16 protein-coding genes are annotated in these 15,804 nt (G+C 72.6%); 12 read left to right on the top strand and 4 right to left on the bottom strand.

Features of this window, described 5'->3' with window-relative positions; genetic code table 11:
• The 6 genes from AC2RP6_RS17160 (at position 1) to AC2RP6_RS17135 (ending at position 5,042) form a co-directional block, all read left to right on the top strand.
• Positions 1 to 369, top strand: a complete 369-nt coding sequence (locus AC2RP6_RS17160) for a holo-ACP synthase (RefSeq protein ID WP_366677796.1) — start codon at positions 1 to 3, stop codon at positions 367 to 369.
• A gap of 4 nt (positions 370 to 373) precedes the next feature.
• Complete coding sequence (locus AC2RP6_RS17155) at positions 374 to 1,777, top strand: NAD(P)H-hydrate dehydratase (protein WP_486447011.1); 1,404 nt, start codon at positions 374 to 376, stop codon at positions 1,775 to 1,777.
• 108 nt (positions 1,778 to 1,885) lie between these two features.
• Complete coding sequence (alr, locus tag AC2RP6_RS17150; protein ID WP_486447010.1) at positions 1,886 to 3,022, top strand: alanine racemase; 1,137 nt, start codon at positions 1,886 to 1,888, stop codon at positions 3,020 to 3,022.
• Entirely contained in the window at positions 2,967 to 4,226 is a 1,260-nt protein-coding gene (locus AC2RP6_RS17145; RefSeq protein ID WP_486447009.1) for an alpha/beta fold hydrolase, read from the top strand. Before alr ends, AC2RP6_RS17145 begins: the two co-directional genes overlap by 56 nt.
• The gene (gene tsaE, locus AC2RP6_RS17140) at positions 4,177 to 4,740 is read left to right on the top strand and encodes a tRNA (adenosine(37)-N6)-threonylcarbamoyltransferase complex ATPase subunit type 1 TsaE (RefSeq protein WP_486447008.1); all 564 of its coding nucleotides are present in this window, start codon (positions 4,177 to 4,179) and stop codon (positions 4,738 to 4,740) included. Before AC2RP6_RS17145 ends, tsaE begins: the two co-directional genes overlap by 50 nt.
• 119 nt (positions 4,741 to 4,859) lie before the next feature.
• Complete coding sequence (locus AC2RP6_RS17135; protein WP_486447007.1) at positions 4,860 to 5,042, top strand: hypothetical protein; 183 nt, start codon at positions 4,860 to 4,862, stop codon at positions 5,040 to 5,042.
• A gap of 61 nt (positions 5,043 to 5,103) precedes the next feature.
• Here AC2RP6_RS17135 and AC2RP6_RS17130 read toward each other — a convergent pair whose 3' ends face one another.
• Positions 5,104 to 5,664, bottom strand: coding sequence for a hypothetical protein (locus tag AC2RP6_RS17130; RefSeq protein WP_486447006.1), 561 nt, complete (start codon positions 5,662 to 5,664; stop codon positions 5,104 to 5,106).
• A 120-nt stretch (positions 5,665 to 5,784) separates the two neighbouring features.
• Between AC2RP6_RS17130 and tsaB the strand changes: the two genes are divergently transcribed.
• From tsaB to AC2RP6_RS17110, 4 genes are read left to right on the top strand one after another with little or no spacing between them, the layout of a single operon-like run.
• Positions 5,785 to 6,447 carry a tRNA (adenosine(37)-N6)-threonylcarbamoyltransferase complex dimerization subunit type 1 TsaB gene (tsaB, locus tag AC2RP6_RS17125; RefSeq protein WP_486447005.1) on the top strand — a complete coding sequence of 221 codons (663 nt, stop codon included), beginning with the start codon at positions 5,785 to 5,787 and terminating at the stop codon, positions 6,445 to 6,447.
• Between the two features lie 26 nt (positions 6,448 to 6,473).
• Positions 6,474 to 6,953, top strand: coding sequence for a ribosomal protein S18-alanine N-acetyltransferase (gene rimI, locus AC2RP6_RS17120; protein ID WP_030653711.1), 480 nt, complete (start codon positions 6,474 to 6,476; stop codon positions 6,951 to 6,953).
• On the top strand, positions 6,946 to 8,109 hold the full coding sequence (gene tsaD, locus AC2RP6_RS17115; RefSeq protein ID WP_486447004.1) for a tRNA (adenosine(37)-N6)-threonylcarbamoyltransferase complex transferase subunit TsaD: 1,164 nt from the start codon (positions 6,946 to 6,948) through the stop codon (positions 8,107 to 8,109). Before rimI ends, tsaD begins: the two co-directional genes overlap by 8 nt.
• Entirely contained in the window at positions 8,106 to 8,378 is a 273-nt protein-coding gene (locus AC2RP6_RS17110) for a hypothetical protein (protein WP_486447003.1), read from the top strand. The genes tsaD and AC2RP6_RS17110 overlap by 4 nt, the downstream gene beginning before the upstream one ends.
• Positions 8,379 to 8,393: 15 nt before the next feature.
• Here the strand turns inward: AC2RP6_RS17110 and AC2RP6_RS17105 are convergent, their stop codons facing one another.
• Positions 8,394 to 9,590: a class I SAM-dependent methyltransferase gene (locus tag AC2RP6_RS17105; protein ID WP_486447002.1), complete on the bottom strand. Its 1,197-nt coding sequence runs from the start codon at positions 9,588 to 9,590 to the stop codon at positions 8,394 to 8,396.
• 107 nt (positions 9,591 to 9,697) lie between these two features.
• Here AC2RP6_RS17105 and AC2RP6_RS17100 point away from each other — a divergent pair, with 107 nt between their 5' ends.
• Together AC2RP6_RS17100 and AC2RP6_RS17095 are read left to right on the top strand one after the other, a co-directional pair.
• Entirely contained in the window at positions 9,698 to 10,654 is a 957-nt protein-coding gene (locus AC2RP6_RS17100) for a polysaccharide deacetylase family protein (protein WP_486447001.1), read from the top strand.
• Between the two features lie 14 nt (positions 10,655 to 10,668).
• Positions 10,669 to 11,529, top strand: a complete 861-nt coding sequence (locus AC2RP6_RS17095) for a polysaccharide deacetylase family protein (protein ID WP_486447000.1) — start codon at positions 10,669 to 10,671, stop codon at positions 11,527 to 11,529.
• A 1,643-nt stretch (positions 11,530 to 13,172) separates the two neighbouring features.
• Here the strand turns inward: AC2RP6_RS17095 and AC2RP6_RS17090 are convergent.
• Both AC2RP6_RS17090 and AC2RP6_RS17085 read right to left on the bottom strand, forming a co-directional pair.
• Complete coding sequence (locus tag AC2RP6_RS17090; protein WP_486446999.1) at positions 13,173 to 14,567, bottom strand: FtsW/RodA/SpoVE family cell cycle protein; 1,395 nt, start codon at positions 14,565 to 14,567, stop codon at positions 13,173 to 13,175.
• A complete protein-coding gene (locus tag AC2RP6_RS17085; protein WP_486446998.1) occupies positions 14,555 to 15,760 on the bottom strand; it encodes an LCP family protein in 1,206 nt (401 codons plus the stop codon). The genes AC2RP6_RS17090 and AC2RP6_RS17085 overlap by 13 nt, the downstream gene beginning before the upstream one ends.
• Positions 15,761 to 15,804: the final 44 nt, after the last annotated feature.

Raw genomic sequence — 15,804 nt, 5'->3', positions numbered from 1 at the left:
GTGATCGTCGGCGTCGGGATCGATGTGGCGGAGATCGAGCGGTTCGGCGCGGCGTTGGAGCGCACCCCGGGCCTCGCCGGGCGGCTGTTCGTCGAGGCCGAGCTGACGCTGCCGAGCGGCGAGCGGCGCGGGACCGCCTCGCTCGCCGCCCGGTTCGCCGCCAAGGAGGCGCTGGCCAAGGCGCTCGGGGCGCCGGCGGGGCTGCTGTGGACCGACGCCGAGGTCTACGTGGAGGACAGCGGTCAGCCCCGGCTGCGCGTGTCGGGGACGGTCCAGGCGCGAGCGCTCGCGCTGGGCGTGAAGTCCTGGCACATCTCGCTGAGCCACGACGCCGGTGTGGCCTCCGCCGTGGTGATCGCCGAGGGTTGACCCCATGCGTACTGCTTACAGCGTGGACACCGTACGGGCCGCCGAGCGGGAGCTGATGGCCCGTCTCCCCGAGGGCGCCCTGATGCAGCGGGCGGCGGCCGGGCTGGCCGCCGCCTGCGCGGGACTGCCGGCCCGCCGGCGCGGCCGGGTCTACGGGGCCCGGGTCGTCCTGCTCGTCGGCCCCGGTGACAACGGCGGCGACGCCCTGTACGCCGGGGCCCGGCTGGCGCGGCGCGGAGCCGCAGTGACGGCCGTGCCGATGGACCCCGAACGGATGCACGCGGGCGGGCTGGCCGCGCTGCGCGCCGCCGGCGGCCGGGTGGAGCGGGCCGTACCGCAGCGGGCGGACCTGGTGGTGGACGGACTGCTCGGCATCGGCGGGCGGGGCGGGCTGCGGCCCGCGGCCGCCGCGCTGGCGGAGCGGATCCCGCCCGGCGTGCCCGTGGTCGCCGTTGACCTGCCGAGCGGGGTCGACGCCGACACCGGTGAGGTGGCGGGGCCGGCCGTCACCGCCGACGTGACGGTGACGTTCGGGGCGTACAAACCGGGACTGCTGATCGACCCCGGCGCCTCCCGGGCGGGCGCGCTGCACCTCGTGGACATCGGGCTGGAGCTGCCGGAGCCGGAACTGGAGGCCCTCCAGCACGCGGACGTCGCGGAACTGCTGCCGCAGCCGACGGCGTCGAGCGACAAGTACCGGCGCGGCGTCGTCGGCATCGTCGCCGGGTCGGCCCAGTACCCGGGAGCGGCCGTGCTGGCCGTGGCCGGGGCGCTGCGCGGCGGCGCGGGCGCGGTGCGCTACGTCGGCCCGGCGGCCGACGCCGTCCTGGCCCGCTACCCCGAGACGCTGATCGGGCCCGGGCGGGTCCAGTCGTGGGTGATCGGCCCGGGGCTGGGGGAGGGGCGCGCCGGCGAGGTGGCGGACCTGCTGGCGGGCGACGCGGCGGTGCTCGTCGACGCGGACGGGCTGCGCGGCCTGGACCCGGCGGCGCTGCGCGCCCGGACGGCCCCTACCCTGCTGACCCCGCACGCGGGGGAGGCCGCGGCGCTGCTCGGGGTCTCGCGGGAGTCGGTGGAGGCGGGCCGGCTGGAGGCCGTACGGCGGCTCGCGGAACGGTACGGAGCGACGGTCCTGCTCAAGGGGTCGACGACGCTGGTGGCCGCCGCGGGCGGCCGGCCGGTCCGGGTGAACCCGACGGGCACGCCGTGGCTGGCCACCGCGGGCAGCGGTGACGTGCTGTCCGGACTGGCGGGCTCCCTCCTGGCGGCCGGGCTGTCCGGGGCGGACGCCGGCTCGGTGGGCGCGTACCTGCACGGCCTGGCGGCCCGTCGCACCGGGGGCCCCCTCCTGGCCCACCACCTGGCCGAAGCCCTCCCCGCCGCCTGGCAGGACACCACCCACCCCTGACCGCGCGCGGCCCTGCCCCACTGCGCCCGCGCGCCGCGCGGGCGCAATCGTCCGCCGCATCGGCCGCCCGCACCGGGGCCCGGCGGGGATTCTGAGAGACTGTGGGCGATGAACGAGACAGCGACGCGCGTGTACGCCGAGATCGATCTTGATGCCGTACGGGACAACGTGCGCGCACTGCGCGAGCGGGCGCCCCGGTCCGAGTTGATGGCCGTCGTCAAGGCGAACGCCTACGGGCACGGGGCGGTGGAGTGCGCCAGGGCCGCCCGGCAGGCCGGCGCCACCTGGCTCGGGACCGCCACTCCCGAGGAGGCCCTCGCGCTGCGCGCCGCCGGGCTCGAAGGCCGCATCATGTGCTGGCTCTGGACCCCGGGCGGGCCCTGGCGCGAGGCCGTCGAGGCCGACGTGGACGTCTCCGTCAGCGGCATGTGGGCCCTCGACGAGGTCCGTGCGGCCGCCCGCGCGGCCGGCCGCACCGCCCGCGTCCAGCTCAAGGCCGACACCGGCCTCGGCCGCAACGGCTGTCAGCCCGGCGACTGGGAGGCCCTGGTCGGCGCGGCCGTCGCCGCCGAGGCCGAGGGCACCGTCAAGGTCACCGGCGTCTGGTCGCACTTCGCCTGCGCCGACGAGCCCGGCCACCCCTCGATCAAGCTCCAGCTCGACGCCTTCCGCGAGATGCTCGCGTACGCGGAGAAGGAGGGCATCGACCCCGAGGTCCGGCACATGGCCAACTCGCCCGCCACCCTCACCCTCCCCGAGTCGCACTTCGACCTGGTGCGCCCCGGCCTCGCCGTCTACGGGGTCTCGCCCGCGCCCGAGATCGGGACCCCGGCCCAGCTCGGCCTGCGGCCCGCCATGACCCTCAAGGCATCCCTCGCCCTGGTCAAGACGGTGCCCGCCGGGCACGGCGTCAGCTACGGCCACCACTACGTCACCAGCGGCGAGACCACGCTCGCGCTGGTACCGGCCGGCTACGCCGACGGCATCCCGCGCCACGCGTCGGGCGCCGGCCCCGTGCTCGTCGCCGGCAGGGTCCGCCACGTCGCCGGCCGCGTCGCCATGGACCAGTTCGTCGTCGACCTGGACGGGGACCGGGCCCGGGCGGGTGACGAGGTCGTCATCTTCGGGGACGCGGAACGCGGTGAACCCTCCGCCGGGGACTGGGCACGGGCGGCGGACACGATCGCGTATGAGATCGTCACCCGTATCGGTGGACGCGTACCCCGGGTGTACCTGGGCGGCTGAGCGGAGTGAGGGCGGCGGCGTGAGCGAGAACTGGCGCAGGGCCGGCTGGGCCGGCGCCGCCATCGGCGTGATAGCCGCGGGCGCGGCGGCCGGTGTCGCGGTCGAACGGATCACCGTCGGACGCGGCATGCGCCGCAAGGCCCGCCTGGCCCTCGACGCGGCGGGGGACTACGGCTCCCTGCGCGGTACCGAGGGCACCTGCCGGGCCGAGGACGCCACCGAGCTCTACTACGAGGTCGACGAACTCCCCGAGGACGGCAAGCGCCGCCGCCTGCGGCGCAAGGCCGAAGCCCCGGCCACCGTCGTCTTCTGCCACGGCTACTGCCTCGCCCAGGACTCCTGGCACTTCCAGCGGGCGGCCCTGCGCGGAGTCGTCCGCGCCGTCTACTGGGACCAGCGCAGCCACGGGCGCAGCGCGCGCGGCCTGGCCCAGGCCGACGGCGAACCGCTGACCATGGAGCAGCTCGGCCGGGACCTCAAGGCCGTCATCGACGCCGCAGCTCCCGAGGGCCCGCTGATCCTGGTGGGTCACTCGATGGGCGGAATGACCATCATGGGATTCGCCGAGCAGTATCCCGAGCTCGTGCGTGACCGCGTCGTCGGCGTGGCCCTGGTCGGTACCTCCAGCGGCCGCCTCGACGAGGTGACGTACGGACTGCCCGCCGCCGGCATGGGCGCCGTGCGCAGGATCCTGCCGGGCGTGCTCAAGGCCCTCGGGTCACAGGTGGAACTGGTCGAGAAGGGCCGCCGGGCCACCGCGGACCTGTTCGCCGGCATGATCAAGATGTACTCGTTCGGCTCGCGGGACGTGGATCCGGGCGTGGCGCGCTTCGCCGAGCGGCTGATCGAGGGCACGCCCATCGACGTCGTCGCGGAGTTCTACCCGGCCTTCCAGACCCACGACAAGTCCGCCGCGCTCCAGCAGTTCGCCGGCATCCCGGTCACCGTCATCGCCGGGGACAAGGACATGATCACCCCGCCGGGGCACAGCGTGGCCATCAAGGACGTGCTGCCCGCGGCGGAGCTCGTCGTCCTGGAGTCCACCGGGCACCTGATGATGCTGGAGCGGCCCGAGACCGTGACGCGGCTGCTCACGGAGCTGCTGGCGCGCACCGGGGCGGTGCCGGTCCCGGTAGCGACTAACGTTGGCGCGCATGGAAGAAGTACCGCTGGAAGCACAGCGCAGCCAGGCACCGGCAGCTGAGTCCGCGCACGGCACGCAGACCCGGATCACCGTCGACTCCCCCCACGCCATGCAGGAGCTGGGCCGCCGGATCGCCGGCCTGCTGCGGCCGGGAGACCTCGTCCTGCTGACCGGCGAGCTGGGCGCAGGCAAGACCACGCTGACCCGTGGCCTGGGCGAGGGCCTGGGCGTCCGCGGGGCCGTGACCTCGCCGACCTTCGTGATCGCCCGGGTGCACCCCTCGCTGACCGGCGGGCCGGCCCTGGTGCACGTGGACGCGTACCGCCTGGGCGGCGGGCTGGAGGAGATGGAGGACCTGGACCTCGACGTCTCGCTGCCCGAGTCCGTGGTCGTCGTCGAGTGGGGCGACGGAAAGGTCGAAGAGCTGTCCGACGACAGGCTGCACGTGGTGATCGCGCGGGCCGTCGGCCACGAGGAGGTCCTGGACGACGTGCGCGAGGTGTCCGTGCGCGGGATCGGCACGCGGTGGGGCGCGGGAGCGGGGCTGGAAGCCCTGGCCGGGGCGGTGTCGTAGGAAACGTACCGACAACTCGTCGGCAAGATATTGCGCCGGCGGCGGCGCTCGTGGTGACATGGTACCGAGAGTTTCTTAGGTATGCCTAAGTACGGCGTCCCGGGGTCCAGGAGGCAGCCATGTCGGCACCAGCAGGAGCACAGCGCCACCCCCGCCCGTCCGCCGTCTCCATGCGCGTGCTGCTGGCCGCCGGCATGGCCGCCAGCGCCGTCTCCACGCCCCCGCGCGACGACCGCGCACCGCGCGAGGACGGACCCGAGGACGTACGCGAACAGGCCGCTCCGGAGTCCGAAGCGGCCTGAGGGCTCATACCGTACGACGGGGCCCCAGCGGGGTCCCCCGTCCGGGTGAACGGGTGGCCCGTCAGGGCGTGACGACGACCTTGGAGCTGATCGTCGCGAAGGCCCACATGGCGTCGCCGTCCGCGCGCGTCATGCGGATGCCGCCGGTCTTCTTGTTCGGGTCGGGCTCCGGGGTCGTACCGTCCACCCGGGCGCTGAAACCGACCGCCACGCCCTCCGCGGTGGCGAACCGGACCACGTGCTCGATCGGCACCCCGTCGGATCCCGTGACCGAGCCCGAACGCGACCCCACGAGGTAGGTCCCCGGCTTCGGGTGCACCGTGCTGGGCATCACCGCGAACGACTTCGGCGGCTGCGCGGCGTCCGTCACCAGCCACACCCGCTTCTGGCCCACCGAGTACACGACGCGCACACCCGTGCCGGAACCTTCCGGCACCGGAACGGGCTTCGCCGGATCCTGCTTGCCCGCGGCCGCGGGGCTCGCGGCGGGCGCCGGCTCCTGCGCGGCCGCCTTCGGGGGGTGCGCCGGCGCCGTGGCGGAGGCCTGGTAGCCGAGGAAGCCGACGGCGGCGATCGCCGCGGCGGTGAGCCCGGCCACGATTCCCGAGCTGCTGCGTGCCACCTTGCTCCACCTCTCCGCGCTGACGTGATCCCTCGTGATCCCTTCCGTCGAAAGGTAGCAGCCGCCCCGCTCGACGACCGGGCGCAAGGGGCGCGGCCCCCGGAGTCGTAGGCTGTTCGCGTGCTCTTGCTCGCAGTAGATACCGCCACGCCCGCCGTCACCGTCGCCCTGCACGACGGCGAGTCCGTCGTCGCCGAGTCCAGCCAGGTCGACGCCCGCCGCCACGGGGAGCTGCTCATCCCCTCCGTGGACCGGATCCTCGCCGAGGCCGGACTGAAGCTCGACGCCGTCACCGGCATCGTGGTCGGCGTCGGCCCCGGCCCCTACACCGGACTGCGTGTCGGCCTCGTCACCGCCTCCACCTTCGCCGCCGTGCTGGGCGTGCCCGTCCACGGCCTGTGCACGCTCGACGGACTCGCCTACGCCGCGGGCGCCGCCGGGATCGAGGGCCCCTTCACCGTCGCCACCGACGCGCGGCGCAAGGAGGTCTACTGGGCGCGCTACGAGGACCCGCGCACCCGCGTCGGCGAGCCCGCCGTGGACCGCCCGGCGGAGATCGCCGAGCAGGTCGCCGGCCTGCCCGCGGTGGGCCAGGGCGCGCTCCTCTACCCCGAGGTCTTCCCCGACGCGCGCGGCCCCGAGCACCAGTCCGCCGCCGCACTGGCCTCGCTCGCCGCGGAACGGCTCGCGGCGGGCACGGATTTCCTGCCCCCGACGCCGCTCTACCTGCGCCGCCCCGACGCGCAGGTGCCCAAGAACTACAAGGTGGTCACCCCGCAGTGACCACGGCCGAGACGGTTCTGCGCGAGATGCGCTGGTGGGACATCGCACCGGTGCTGGAACTGGAACACGACCTCTTCCCCGAGGACGCCTGGTCCGCCGGGATGTTCTGGTCCGAACTGGCCCACGCGCGCGGCCCGCAGGCCACCCGCCGCTACGTCGTCGCCGAGACCGCCGACGGCCGCCTCGTCGGTTACGCCGGCCTGGCCGCCGCCGGCGACCTGGCCGACGTACAGACCATCGCGGCCGCACGCGACCAGTGGGGGACCGGGCTCGGCGCCCGGCTCCTCACCGACCTGCTGCGCGCCGCCACCGCGTTCGAGTGCGCCGAGGTGCTGCTGGAGGTGCGCGTGGACAACACCCGTGCCCAGAAGCTCTACGAGCGCTTCGGGTTCGAGCCCATCGGCTTCCGGCGCGGCTACTACCAGCCGGGCAACGTCGACGCGCTCGTCATGCGACTGACCGACCCCGCACAAGCACGAACTGAGAGCAGTGAGAGCAATGGCTGACGAACCGCTCGTCCTCGGCATCGAGACGTCCTGCGACGAGACCGGCGTCGGCGTCGTCCGCGGCACCACCCTCCTCGCGGACGCGATCGCGTCGAGCGTCGACGAGCACGCCCGCTTCGGCGGCGTCGTGCCCGAGGTGGCCTCGCGGGCCCACCTGGAGGCGATGGTCCCCACCATCGAACGCGCCCTGAAGGAGGCCGGCGTCAGCGCCCGCGACCTCGACGGCATCGCGGTCACCGCCGGACCCGGCCTCGCCGGGGCGCTGCTGGTGGGCACCTCGGCCGCCAAGGCCTACGCGTACGCCCTCGGCAAGCCCCTCTACGGCGTCAACCACCTGGCCTCGCACATCTGCGTCGACCAGCTGGAACACGGGCCGCTGCCCGAGCCGACGATGGCGCTCCTGGTCTCCGGCGGACACTCCTCGCTGCTCCTCGCGCCCGACATCACCTCCGACGTCCGGCCGCTCGGCGCGACCATCGACGACGCCGCCGGCGAGGCCTTCGACAAGATCGCCCGCGTGCTGCAGCTCGGCTTCCCCGGCGGCCCGGTCATCGACCGGCTCGCGAAGGAGGGCGACCCGAAGGCGATCAACTTCCCGCGCGGCCTGACGGGCTCGCGCGACCCCGCGTACGACTTCTCCTTCTCCGGCCTGAAGACGGCCGTCGCCCGCTGGATCGAGGCGAAGCGGAACGCGGGCGAGGAGGTGCCGGTGCGCGACGTCGCGGCGTCCTTCCAGGAGGCCGTGGTGGACGTCCTGACGCGCAAGGCGATCCGGGCGTGCAAGGACGAGGGCGTCGACCACCTGATGATCGGTGGCGGCGTGGCGGCCAACTCCCGGCTGCGCTCGCTCGCTCAGGAACGCTGCGACGCCGCGGGGATCACCCTGCGCGTACCGCGTCCCAAGCTGTGCACGGACAACGGCGCGATGGTCGCCGCGCTCGGCGCGGAGATGGTCAGGCGCAACCGCCCCGCCTCGGACTGGGACCTGTCCGCGGACTCCTCGCTTCCGGTCACGGACCCGCACGTACCGGGGACGTCCCGCACCCACGCGGACGGCCACGGGCACTCGCACGGGCACGCACCCGGCCACGGGCACGGGCACGGCCACGACCACGACCACGTGCACGAGCTGAGCAAGGACAACCTGTACTCGTGAGCACCGTCGTCCTGATGTGGGAGGCCCGGGCCGCCGACGGCCGGGGCAACGAACTGCTGGAGTGGTCCCGGGCCCAGATCCTGGCCCGGGAACCGGTACGCCGCGAGGTCTTCCGGGCCCCGCAGGACCGGGTGCTCGTGATGACCTGGTGGGAAGCGGCCGAGGGACTCGCGGCGGACCTGCCCGAACTGCCCGAACCGGCCGCCGACCTGATCACGCGCGCGGTGCACCGCTGGCGCTTCGAGTCGGTGGAGGTCGACGGGGGTTAGGGGGTGTCCGGCACGTCACTGCCCGGGCTCGGCCGCGGGCGGCACGGCCGGAGCGCCGATCAGCATCGAAGGGGCGCCCGCCACCCGGGTCAGGAAGACGGTCGCCGCGTTCGGGCCCTGCGGCTTGACCTTCCTGCGCAGCTCCTCGGGCTCGATCGCCGAACCGCGCTTCTTCACCGTCAGGATCCCCACCCCGCGCTCGCGCAGCAGGGCCTTCAGCTTCTTCAGGCCGAAGGGCAGCACGTCGGTGATCTCGTACGCCGTCGCGTACGGCGTCGCGCGCAGCTCGTCCGCGGTGATGTAGGCGATCGTCGGGTCGATGAGCCGGCCGTCCAGCTGCCCGGCGACCTCGGCGACCAGGTGGGCGCGGATCACGGCGCCGTCGGGCTCGTAGAGCCAGCGCCCCACCGGCCCCGCCTCCGGATCGGGCAGCGGATCGGCGGTGTGCAGCCCGCGCGGCCCCGGGAGCAGGGTGGCGCGCACCGTCCCGGGGGCGGTGCCGAACCACAGCACGGCCTCCTTGACGTCCCCCTGGTCGGAGATCCACTCCGCCTCGGCCTCCGCCGGGACCGCCTCGTGCGGGATCCCGGGCGCGATCTTGATCGCGGCGTACTTCGCCGCGCGGGCCGTCCGCACCGCCCACGACAGCGGCGGTGAGTACGACTCCGGGTCGAAGATCCGGCCGCGGCCCCCGCGCCGCGCCGGGTCGATGAAGACCGCGTCGAAGCCGGAAGTGTCCACCTCCGTCACATCGGCCTCCCGGACCTCGATCAGGTCCGCCAGTCCCAGCGCCTCGGCGTTGGCGCGCGCGACCGCGGCCGTCAGCGGGTCGCGGTCCACCGCGAGGACCCGGATGCCGAGCCGGGCCAGCGCCAGGGCGTCCCCGCCGATCCCGCAGCACAGGTCCGCGACGCTGCGCACGCCCAGCGCCGCGAGCCGCTCGGCCCGGTACGAGGCCACGGACGCGCGGGTGGCCATCTCGCCGCCCCCGGGGGTGAAGTACATCCGGAAGGCGTCCCCGGCCCCGAACTTCGCCACCGCGCGCTGTCGCAGCCGGGCCTGCCCGAGGGCTGCGGAGACCAGCGCGGCGGGGTGCTCGCGGCGCAGCCGGGTGGCGACGGCCAGCTCCTGGGCGGGGTCGTGGTCGCGGAGCGAGTCGAGGAGGGCGCGGCCCTCGGGGGTGAGGAGGGCGGCGAAGTCTTCGGGGGTCACGGGTCCATTGTCGGCGACGGGGTGTGTGGGCCGGTCGGAGGAACGTCGCACCCCGGTGCGCGGTGTCGTCCCGGAAGCCCGCGTGTCGGGTGCCAGGATGCGCAGCTATGCAGCTAGTCGGACAAAGGGAAGATAAGACGCAACTGGGTCACCGGTCCGCGGCGGGTGCGCGCGGCCGGTTCGGGGTGGCCGTGGCCGCCCTGCTGGTGGCAGCCCTCGGCACGGCCTGCGGCTCCGGGGAGTCGGGCGGGCCGGACAAGGCCGAGAAGGCGAAGGCCGCCAAGGGTGCGGAGGCGGGTGCCGCGGGCGCGCTCAGCGCCGCCGAGAAGGCCAAGGCGATGCAGCAGGCGCGCGTCGCCGCCGCCAAGAAGTGGGGGCTGCGCAAGGTGCCGCTCGCGGCCCCCGCGGCGCCGAAGGAGAAGCCCCACATCAGCACGCGTGACGGCTTCGAGGTGTGGAACCACGAAGAGGACGAACTGCCCCCGGTCTTCACCACCGTCCCGACCGAGGACAAGGTCGTCTTCCTGACCATCGACGACGGCTCGGAGAAGGACCCCGAGTTCCTGAAGATGATGCAGGAGCTGAAGATCCCGTACACGGCCTTCCTCAGCGACTACCTGGTGAAGGACAACTACCCGTACTTCAAGCAGATGCAGGCCGCCGGCGTCACCCTGAACAACCACACCCTCAACCACCGCTACATGCCCGGCCTGTCGTACGAGCAGCAGCGCGAGGAGATCTGCGGCCAGCAGGACACCATCCAGAAGACCTTCGGCAAGCGGCCGACCCTCTTCCGCCCGCCGTACGGCAACTACAACGACGACACCCTCAAGGCGGCGAAGTCCTGCGGCATCAAGGCCGTCCCGCTGTGGAACGCCGAGGCGTTCACCAACCGCATGGACTACCGCGAGTGGGACCGCGACCTGCACCCCGGTGACATCATCCTCACGCACTTCCGGGGTAAGGAGGACTGGAAGGGCACGATGCCTGACATGATCCGTCATGTCATGAAGACCGTCACGGACAAGGGATACGCCGTGGCTCGCCTGGAGGACTACTTGTGAGGTATGCGCGCCGGTTGGTAGCCGGAACGCTGGCGGCCGGCGCGCTCGCGCTCTCCCTGACGGGGTGCGGGGAGAGCGTGGACCCCATCGAACGGCTGGGCCGCAAGACGACGCAGGAGCCGTCGCAGACGCCGTCCGCGCCGGCTCCCGCGCCCGCGTCGCCCGCGCCGGGAGGCGCGGGCGACGAGGCGTACAAGAAGTGGGGCCTCACCGCCCCCGTCCAGTACGCGCCCAAGCCCGCCCAGAAGCCGCAGATCCCGAAGGCCGACCCCGGCAAGGTCCCTGTGATAGACCGAATACCCCTGCCGGCCGGGGAGAAAATAGTCTTCCTGACCTTCGACGACGGCGCGGAGAAGGACCCCGAGTTCCTCAAGATGGCGGCCGATCTCAAGCTGCCGATCAGCATGTTCCTCACGGACAGCGTGGCCTCCTCCGACTACGGGCACTTCGAGAAGCTCCGCGACAATGGCTCGGCGAGCACGGTGAACAACCACACGCTGACCCACCCGAACCTGAGGACCCTCTCCTTCGAGGCGCAGAAGAAGGAGATATGCGGCCAGCAGGACCGGCTGGAAAAGCGCTTCGGCCGGCGCCCGCCGCTCTTCCGCCCGCCCTTCGGCAACTACAACAACGACACCCTCCGGGCCGCCTCGGAGTGCGGTGTCTCGTCGGTACTCCTGTGGCGGGTGTCGATGCAGATCAACAACTTCCAGTACGCCCAGGGCTCCGCCCTCCAGCCCGGAGACATCATCCTGGCCCACTTCCGCGGCCCGTCCGAACTCAAGGGCGCGACGGAGATCCAGATGACGACCCGCATGCTCCAGCGGATCCAGGAACAGGGCTACGCGATCGGCCGCCTGGAGGACTACCTGTAGGGGCGGTACGCAGGCCTGGGCATTCGGGATCCCCACCCCCGCGGGCCCACCCCCTGGCCCGGTGGCTGCCCACCCGCCAACGGCGGTGGCGGTGCGGAAGCCGGCGGCTTGCGGGACGGGGGCTTGGGGGGAGCGGGACCCACCCGACCGGCATCAGAGCTGTCCTGGGGTTTCCCGTCAGTCCCATCGTCTTCCGTGTCGGGCCGGCCCCTCAAGGGCGCTCCTTCGTCGCGTCACTGCGTGATGGCCTTCGGCCACCCTTGACCGCCCGTCCCGCCACGGAAAGTCGAGGACTGTCGGGAAGCCCCCAGAAGAACGGGCCGGGCGTTCCGTTCCAGGGACGGGCAGATCACAGATGCGGACCGGTGCCCGGGGTGCGCCATAAATCGCTACGCGCTCCTCGAAGACGGCGTCCGCAGACCCCGAGGGCTGGGCATAAGCCGCCATCGATCGCTACGCGCTTCTCGATCACGCGTCCGCAGGCCTCTGGGGCTGGTCATAGGCCGCCACCTGTTGCGCACGCTTCTGCCTCACGCGGCTGCGATCCGCCTGGGGCTGGGCAGAAGCCGCAGAAGCCTTGTGTCTTCTCCTCGCGGTCGGCGTCCGGCGCTTGTTCGTGGTCTGGAGGGGCGATGTTGGGGGGCAGGGGAGCGATCCATCGGTTCAGCCGATGCCAACCCAGGAGAGCGGGGTGGTGGGATCCCACTCGCCGGTACAGACAGGGGTGATTGGGGCATATCGGCGGCTTTCTGAAGTGCCCACCCAGGCACACATGGATTGGGTTCGCTTCAGCCGTCGTCTGAGGCGTTTCCACCCCTCGCGAGGGTCTGACGCCGTCTGTGAGGGGTGAGGGAAGGTTTCTGCGGCCTGCGGCCAGCCCAGGACGAACTGCGGACGCGTGATCGAGAGCGCGCCACATCGATGGCGGCCTATGCCCAGCCCCAGGCGGGATCGCAGCCGCGTGAGAGAGGAACGTGCGTGATCGATGGCGGCCTATGACCAGCCACAGGAACTCGCAGGCGCTGTCTCGCAGGAGCGCGTAGCGATTGGTGGCGGCTTATGACCAGCCACAGGAACTCGCAGACGCCGTCCTTGAGGAGCGCGTAGAAAGCGGTGGCGGCCTATGTCGAGCCACAGGGGCTCGCAGGCGCCGTCGTTGAGGAGCGCGTAGCGATCGGTGGCGGTTTATGCCCAGCCCACGGGGCCTGCGGGCGCCGTCTGGCAGGAGCTCGTAGCGATTTGGGGCGCACTCGGCCACCGGCCCGCTTCTGTGACGCCCCGTCCCTTTGTCGAACGCCCGGCCCGTTCTTCTGGGGGCTTCCTGGCAGTCCTCGAATTTTCCGTGGCGGGACGGGCGGTCAAGGGTGGCCGTAGGCCATCACGCAGTGACGCGACCGCAGGGAGCGCCCTTGAGGGGCCGGCCCGACACGGAAGACGATGGGACTGACGGGAAACCCCAGGACATCTCTGATGCCGGTCGAGTGGATCCCGCCCTCCCCGAAGCCCCCGTCCCGCAAGCCGCCGGCTTCCGCACCGCCACCGCCGTTGGCGGGTGGGCAGCCACCGGGCCAGGGGGTGGGCCCGCGGGGGTGGAGGTCCGGGCGCGCGTCACTTCGTACCCCCCGCGCCTCCCCCCCGACCCCCTACGCGGCCGCCAGGGGGGTGATCGTCGTTTCCGCCGGGCCTCGGGCGTCCGCCTCGCGTTGGCGTTCCGCGCTGTCGCTGATGCGGAGGAGGAGGGCGATCATGATCCAGTTGGCGAGGAGTGACGAGCCGCCCTTGGCGAGGAAGGGCAGGGCCTTGCCCGTGAGGGGGATCAGGCCCGTCACGCCTCCGGCGACCACGAAGACCTGCAGGGCCAATGCCGCGGCCAGGCCGACCGCCAGCAGCTTGCCGAAGGGGTCGCGGGCGCCGAGTGCCATGCGCAGCCCGCGCTGCACGAGGAGCGCGTAGAGGATCAGTACGGCCATGACCCCGGCGAGGCCGAGTTCCTCGCCCACCGTGGTGAGGATGAAGTCGCTGCGGCCGGCGAACTTGATCAGCTCGGGGTGACCCTGGCCGAGGCCGGTCCCGGAGATGCCGCCCGTGCCGAAGCTGAAGAGCGCCTGCGCCGACTGGTCCGAGGTGACGCCCGGGGGAGGGTTGTCCCAGTAGACGGAGAGCGGGTTCAGCCAGGCCGCCACGCGCGCCTTGACGTGCGGCTCCGTCGAGCCGACGACGAAGGCTCCCGCCGCGGCCATGAGCACGCCGCACACGATCCAGCTGGTGCGCTCGGTGGCGACGTACAGCATCACCACGAAGACGCCGAAGAAGATCAGCGACGTGCCCAGGTCGCGCTCGAAGACCAGGACCAGCATCGAGAGGATCCACACCGTGATGATGGGTCCGAGCTGGCGCATCGGGGGCAGTCGCATGCCGAGGAACCTGCGGCCCGTCAGGGCGAGGGAGTCGCGGTGGACGACCAGGTAGCCGGCGAAGAAGATCGCGATCATGATCTTCACGAACTCCCCCGGCTGGATCGAGAAGCCGAAGAGGATGATCCACCGCTTGGCGCCGTACGTGTCGGCGCCGAAGAACGCCGGCGCGATGAGCAGCACCAGCGCGACGGCCATCGTGATGTAGATGAACCGCTGGAGCAGCCGGTGGTCGCGCAGCAGCGCCAGCATCGCGATGCACGCGGCGACGCCGACCACCGTCCACAGCAGCTGCCCGGGGGCGTTCGCGTCGGAGTTCCACCGCTCGATGTAGCCCTGGTCGAGCCGGTGGATCAGGACGAGCCCCAGGCCGGTCAGCAGCATGGCGAGCGGGAAGACCAGCGGGTCGGCGTAGGCGGCGAAGCGGCGCACGCCCAGGTGCCCCACCAGGGACAGCAGCGTCATGCTGATGGTGAAGTAGGCGAGGTTGGGCGGGAGCTCGCCGTTCATCGCGAGGCCCGCGGCCGCGTGCCCGAAGACCGCGATGGCGATGACGAGGACGAGGAGCAGTGCCTCGGTGCGACGGCGGGCGCCCGCCGTCGTCAGCGGCCTCAGTCCACGCACGGGATGCCGCCGACGTCCTTGGGGGCGGACGGGGAGGGCGCCGCGGGCCCGCTGGACGTGGAGGGCGGCGGGGCGCCGGGATCGGCGGAGGCGCCGGGTGTGCCGGGGCTTGCGGAGGCTTTGGGTCCGATCTGCTCGGCAATGAGGCGCTTTATCTTCATATCATCTACGACGTTGATGTCCTCCCCAAGGTTCCGTCCGAAGCCCTCGACGGGGAGTGTCGTGAACCGCACCCTGCCGCCGGACAGGCTCTTCGCCTGCTTCACGAACGACAGCAGGTCCCACCCCTGATCGGTCACCACGTCCTGTTTCGCGGCGTCGACCAGCTTGATCAGCTTCGCCGGATCGGTGAAGGTCCCGGCCGAGTTCAGCTTCTTCGTCGCGCCCGCCAGGAAGGCCTGCTGCCGCTTCGTCCGGTCCAGGTCGCCGCCGGCCAGACCGTGCCGCTGGCGCACGAAGGCGAGCGACTGCCGGCCGTCGAGGGTTTGCGGGCCCGCCGGGAAGTCGGCGCCCGAGTACCGGTCCTTGACCGCCTTGTTCAGGCACACCGGTACGCCGCCCAGCGCGTCCGCCAGGTGGTGGAAACCGGCCAGGTTCAGCTCGGCGAAGTGGTCCACCGGCACCCCCAGGAAGGCGCGCACCGTGGCGATCTGGGCCGCCCGTCCCGCTTCCCGGCCCTCCCGCTCCAGCTGCCGGGAGTCCTTCACCCCCTGGGCGGCGAGCTGCCCCTCCTTGCGGGCCTTCGCCAGCCCGTAGGCCTTCTTGATCTTGTCCTTGCCGTGGCCGGGTATGTCGACGAAGTCGTCGCGCGGCACGGAGAAGGCCTGCGCCCGGCCGCCGTCACCGGGCACGTGCAGCAGGATCAGGGTGTTCGCGTTGTAGCCGCCGATGTCCGAACTGCCGGCGTGCAGCTTGTCGAGGATCTCCTCCGGCAGCGGCTCACCGTTCTGGTCACGGCGGCTGTCCAGGCCCATCAGCAGGATGTTGGTGTCGCCGAACTTCGACTTCTCGGCGCCTTCGAGGACCTTCGAGCTGCCGATGCCGGAAGCCAGGTCCTGGTACAGGTACCAGGCGCCCCCGCCCGCCATGACCACCAGCGCGCAGCTCGTGACCAGCAGCGTGCGGACCAGTCGCCGCCCGCGGGACGGGGGTCGGCGTCGGGTCGGCGTCGTCTTCCTCCGGTGGGCGCTCATGCCAGTCGATGCTGGGGCAGACCCGCTGAAGGAATCCTGAGGGT

It is taken from the genome of Streptomyces sp. WAC03905 (assembly GCF_057371075.1).
Note: the sequence above shows the minus strand (reverse complement) of the source record. Positions and strands in the feature narration are given on the sequence as shown.

What these genes read in the sequence shown, in the direction of transcription:
- AC2RP6_RS17100 (WP_486447001.1), top strand. Translation starts at nt 9,698, where the DNA reads ATGCAGCTAGTCGGACAAAGGGAAGATAAGACGCAACTGGGTCACCGG.
- rimI (WP_030653711.1), top strand. Translation starts at nt 6,474, where the DNA reads ATGCGCTGGTGGGACATCGCACCGGTGCTGGAACTGGAACACGACCTC.
- AC2RP6_RS17135 (WP_486447007.1), top strand. Translation starts at nt 4,860, where the DNA reads ATGTCGGCACCAGCAGGAGCACAGCGCCACCCCCGCCCGTCCGCCGTC.
- AC2RP6_RS17085 (WP_486446998.1), bottom strand. Translation starts at nt 15,760, where the DNA reads ATGAGCGCCCACCGGAGGAAGACGACGCCGACCCGACGCCGACCCCCG.
- AC2RP6_RS17145 (WP_486447009.1), top strand. Translation starts at nt 2,967, where the DNA reads ATGAGATCGTCACCCGTATCGGTGGACGCGTACCCCGGGTGTACCTGG.
- AC2RP6_RS17155 (WP_486447011.1), top strand. Translation starts at nt 374, where the DNA reads ATGCGTACTGCTTACAGCGTGGACACCGTACGGGCCGCCGAGCGGGAG.
- tsaE (WP_486447008.1), top strand. Translation starts at nt 4,177, where the DNA reads ATGGAAGAAGTACCGCTGGAAGCACAGCGCAGCCAGGCACCGGCAGCT.
- alr (WP_486447010.1), top strand. Translation starts at nt 1,886, where the DNA reads ATGAACGAGACAGCGACGCGCGTGTACGCCGAGATCGATCTTGATGCC.
- tsaD (WP_486447004.1), top strand. Translation starts at nt 6,946, where the DNA reads ATGGCTGACGAACCGCTCGTCCTCGGCATCGAGACGTCCTGCGACGAG.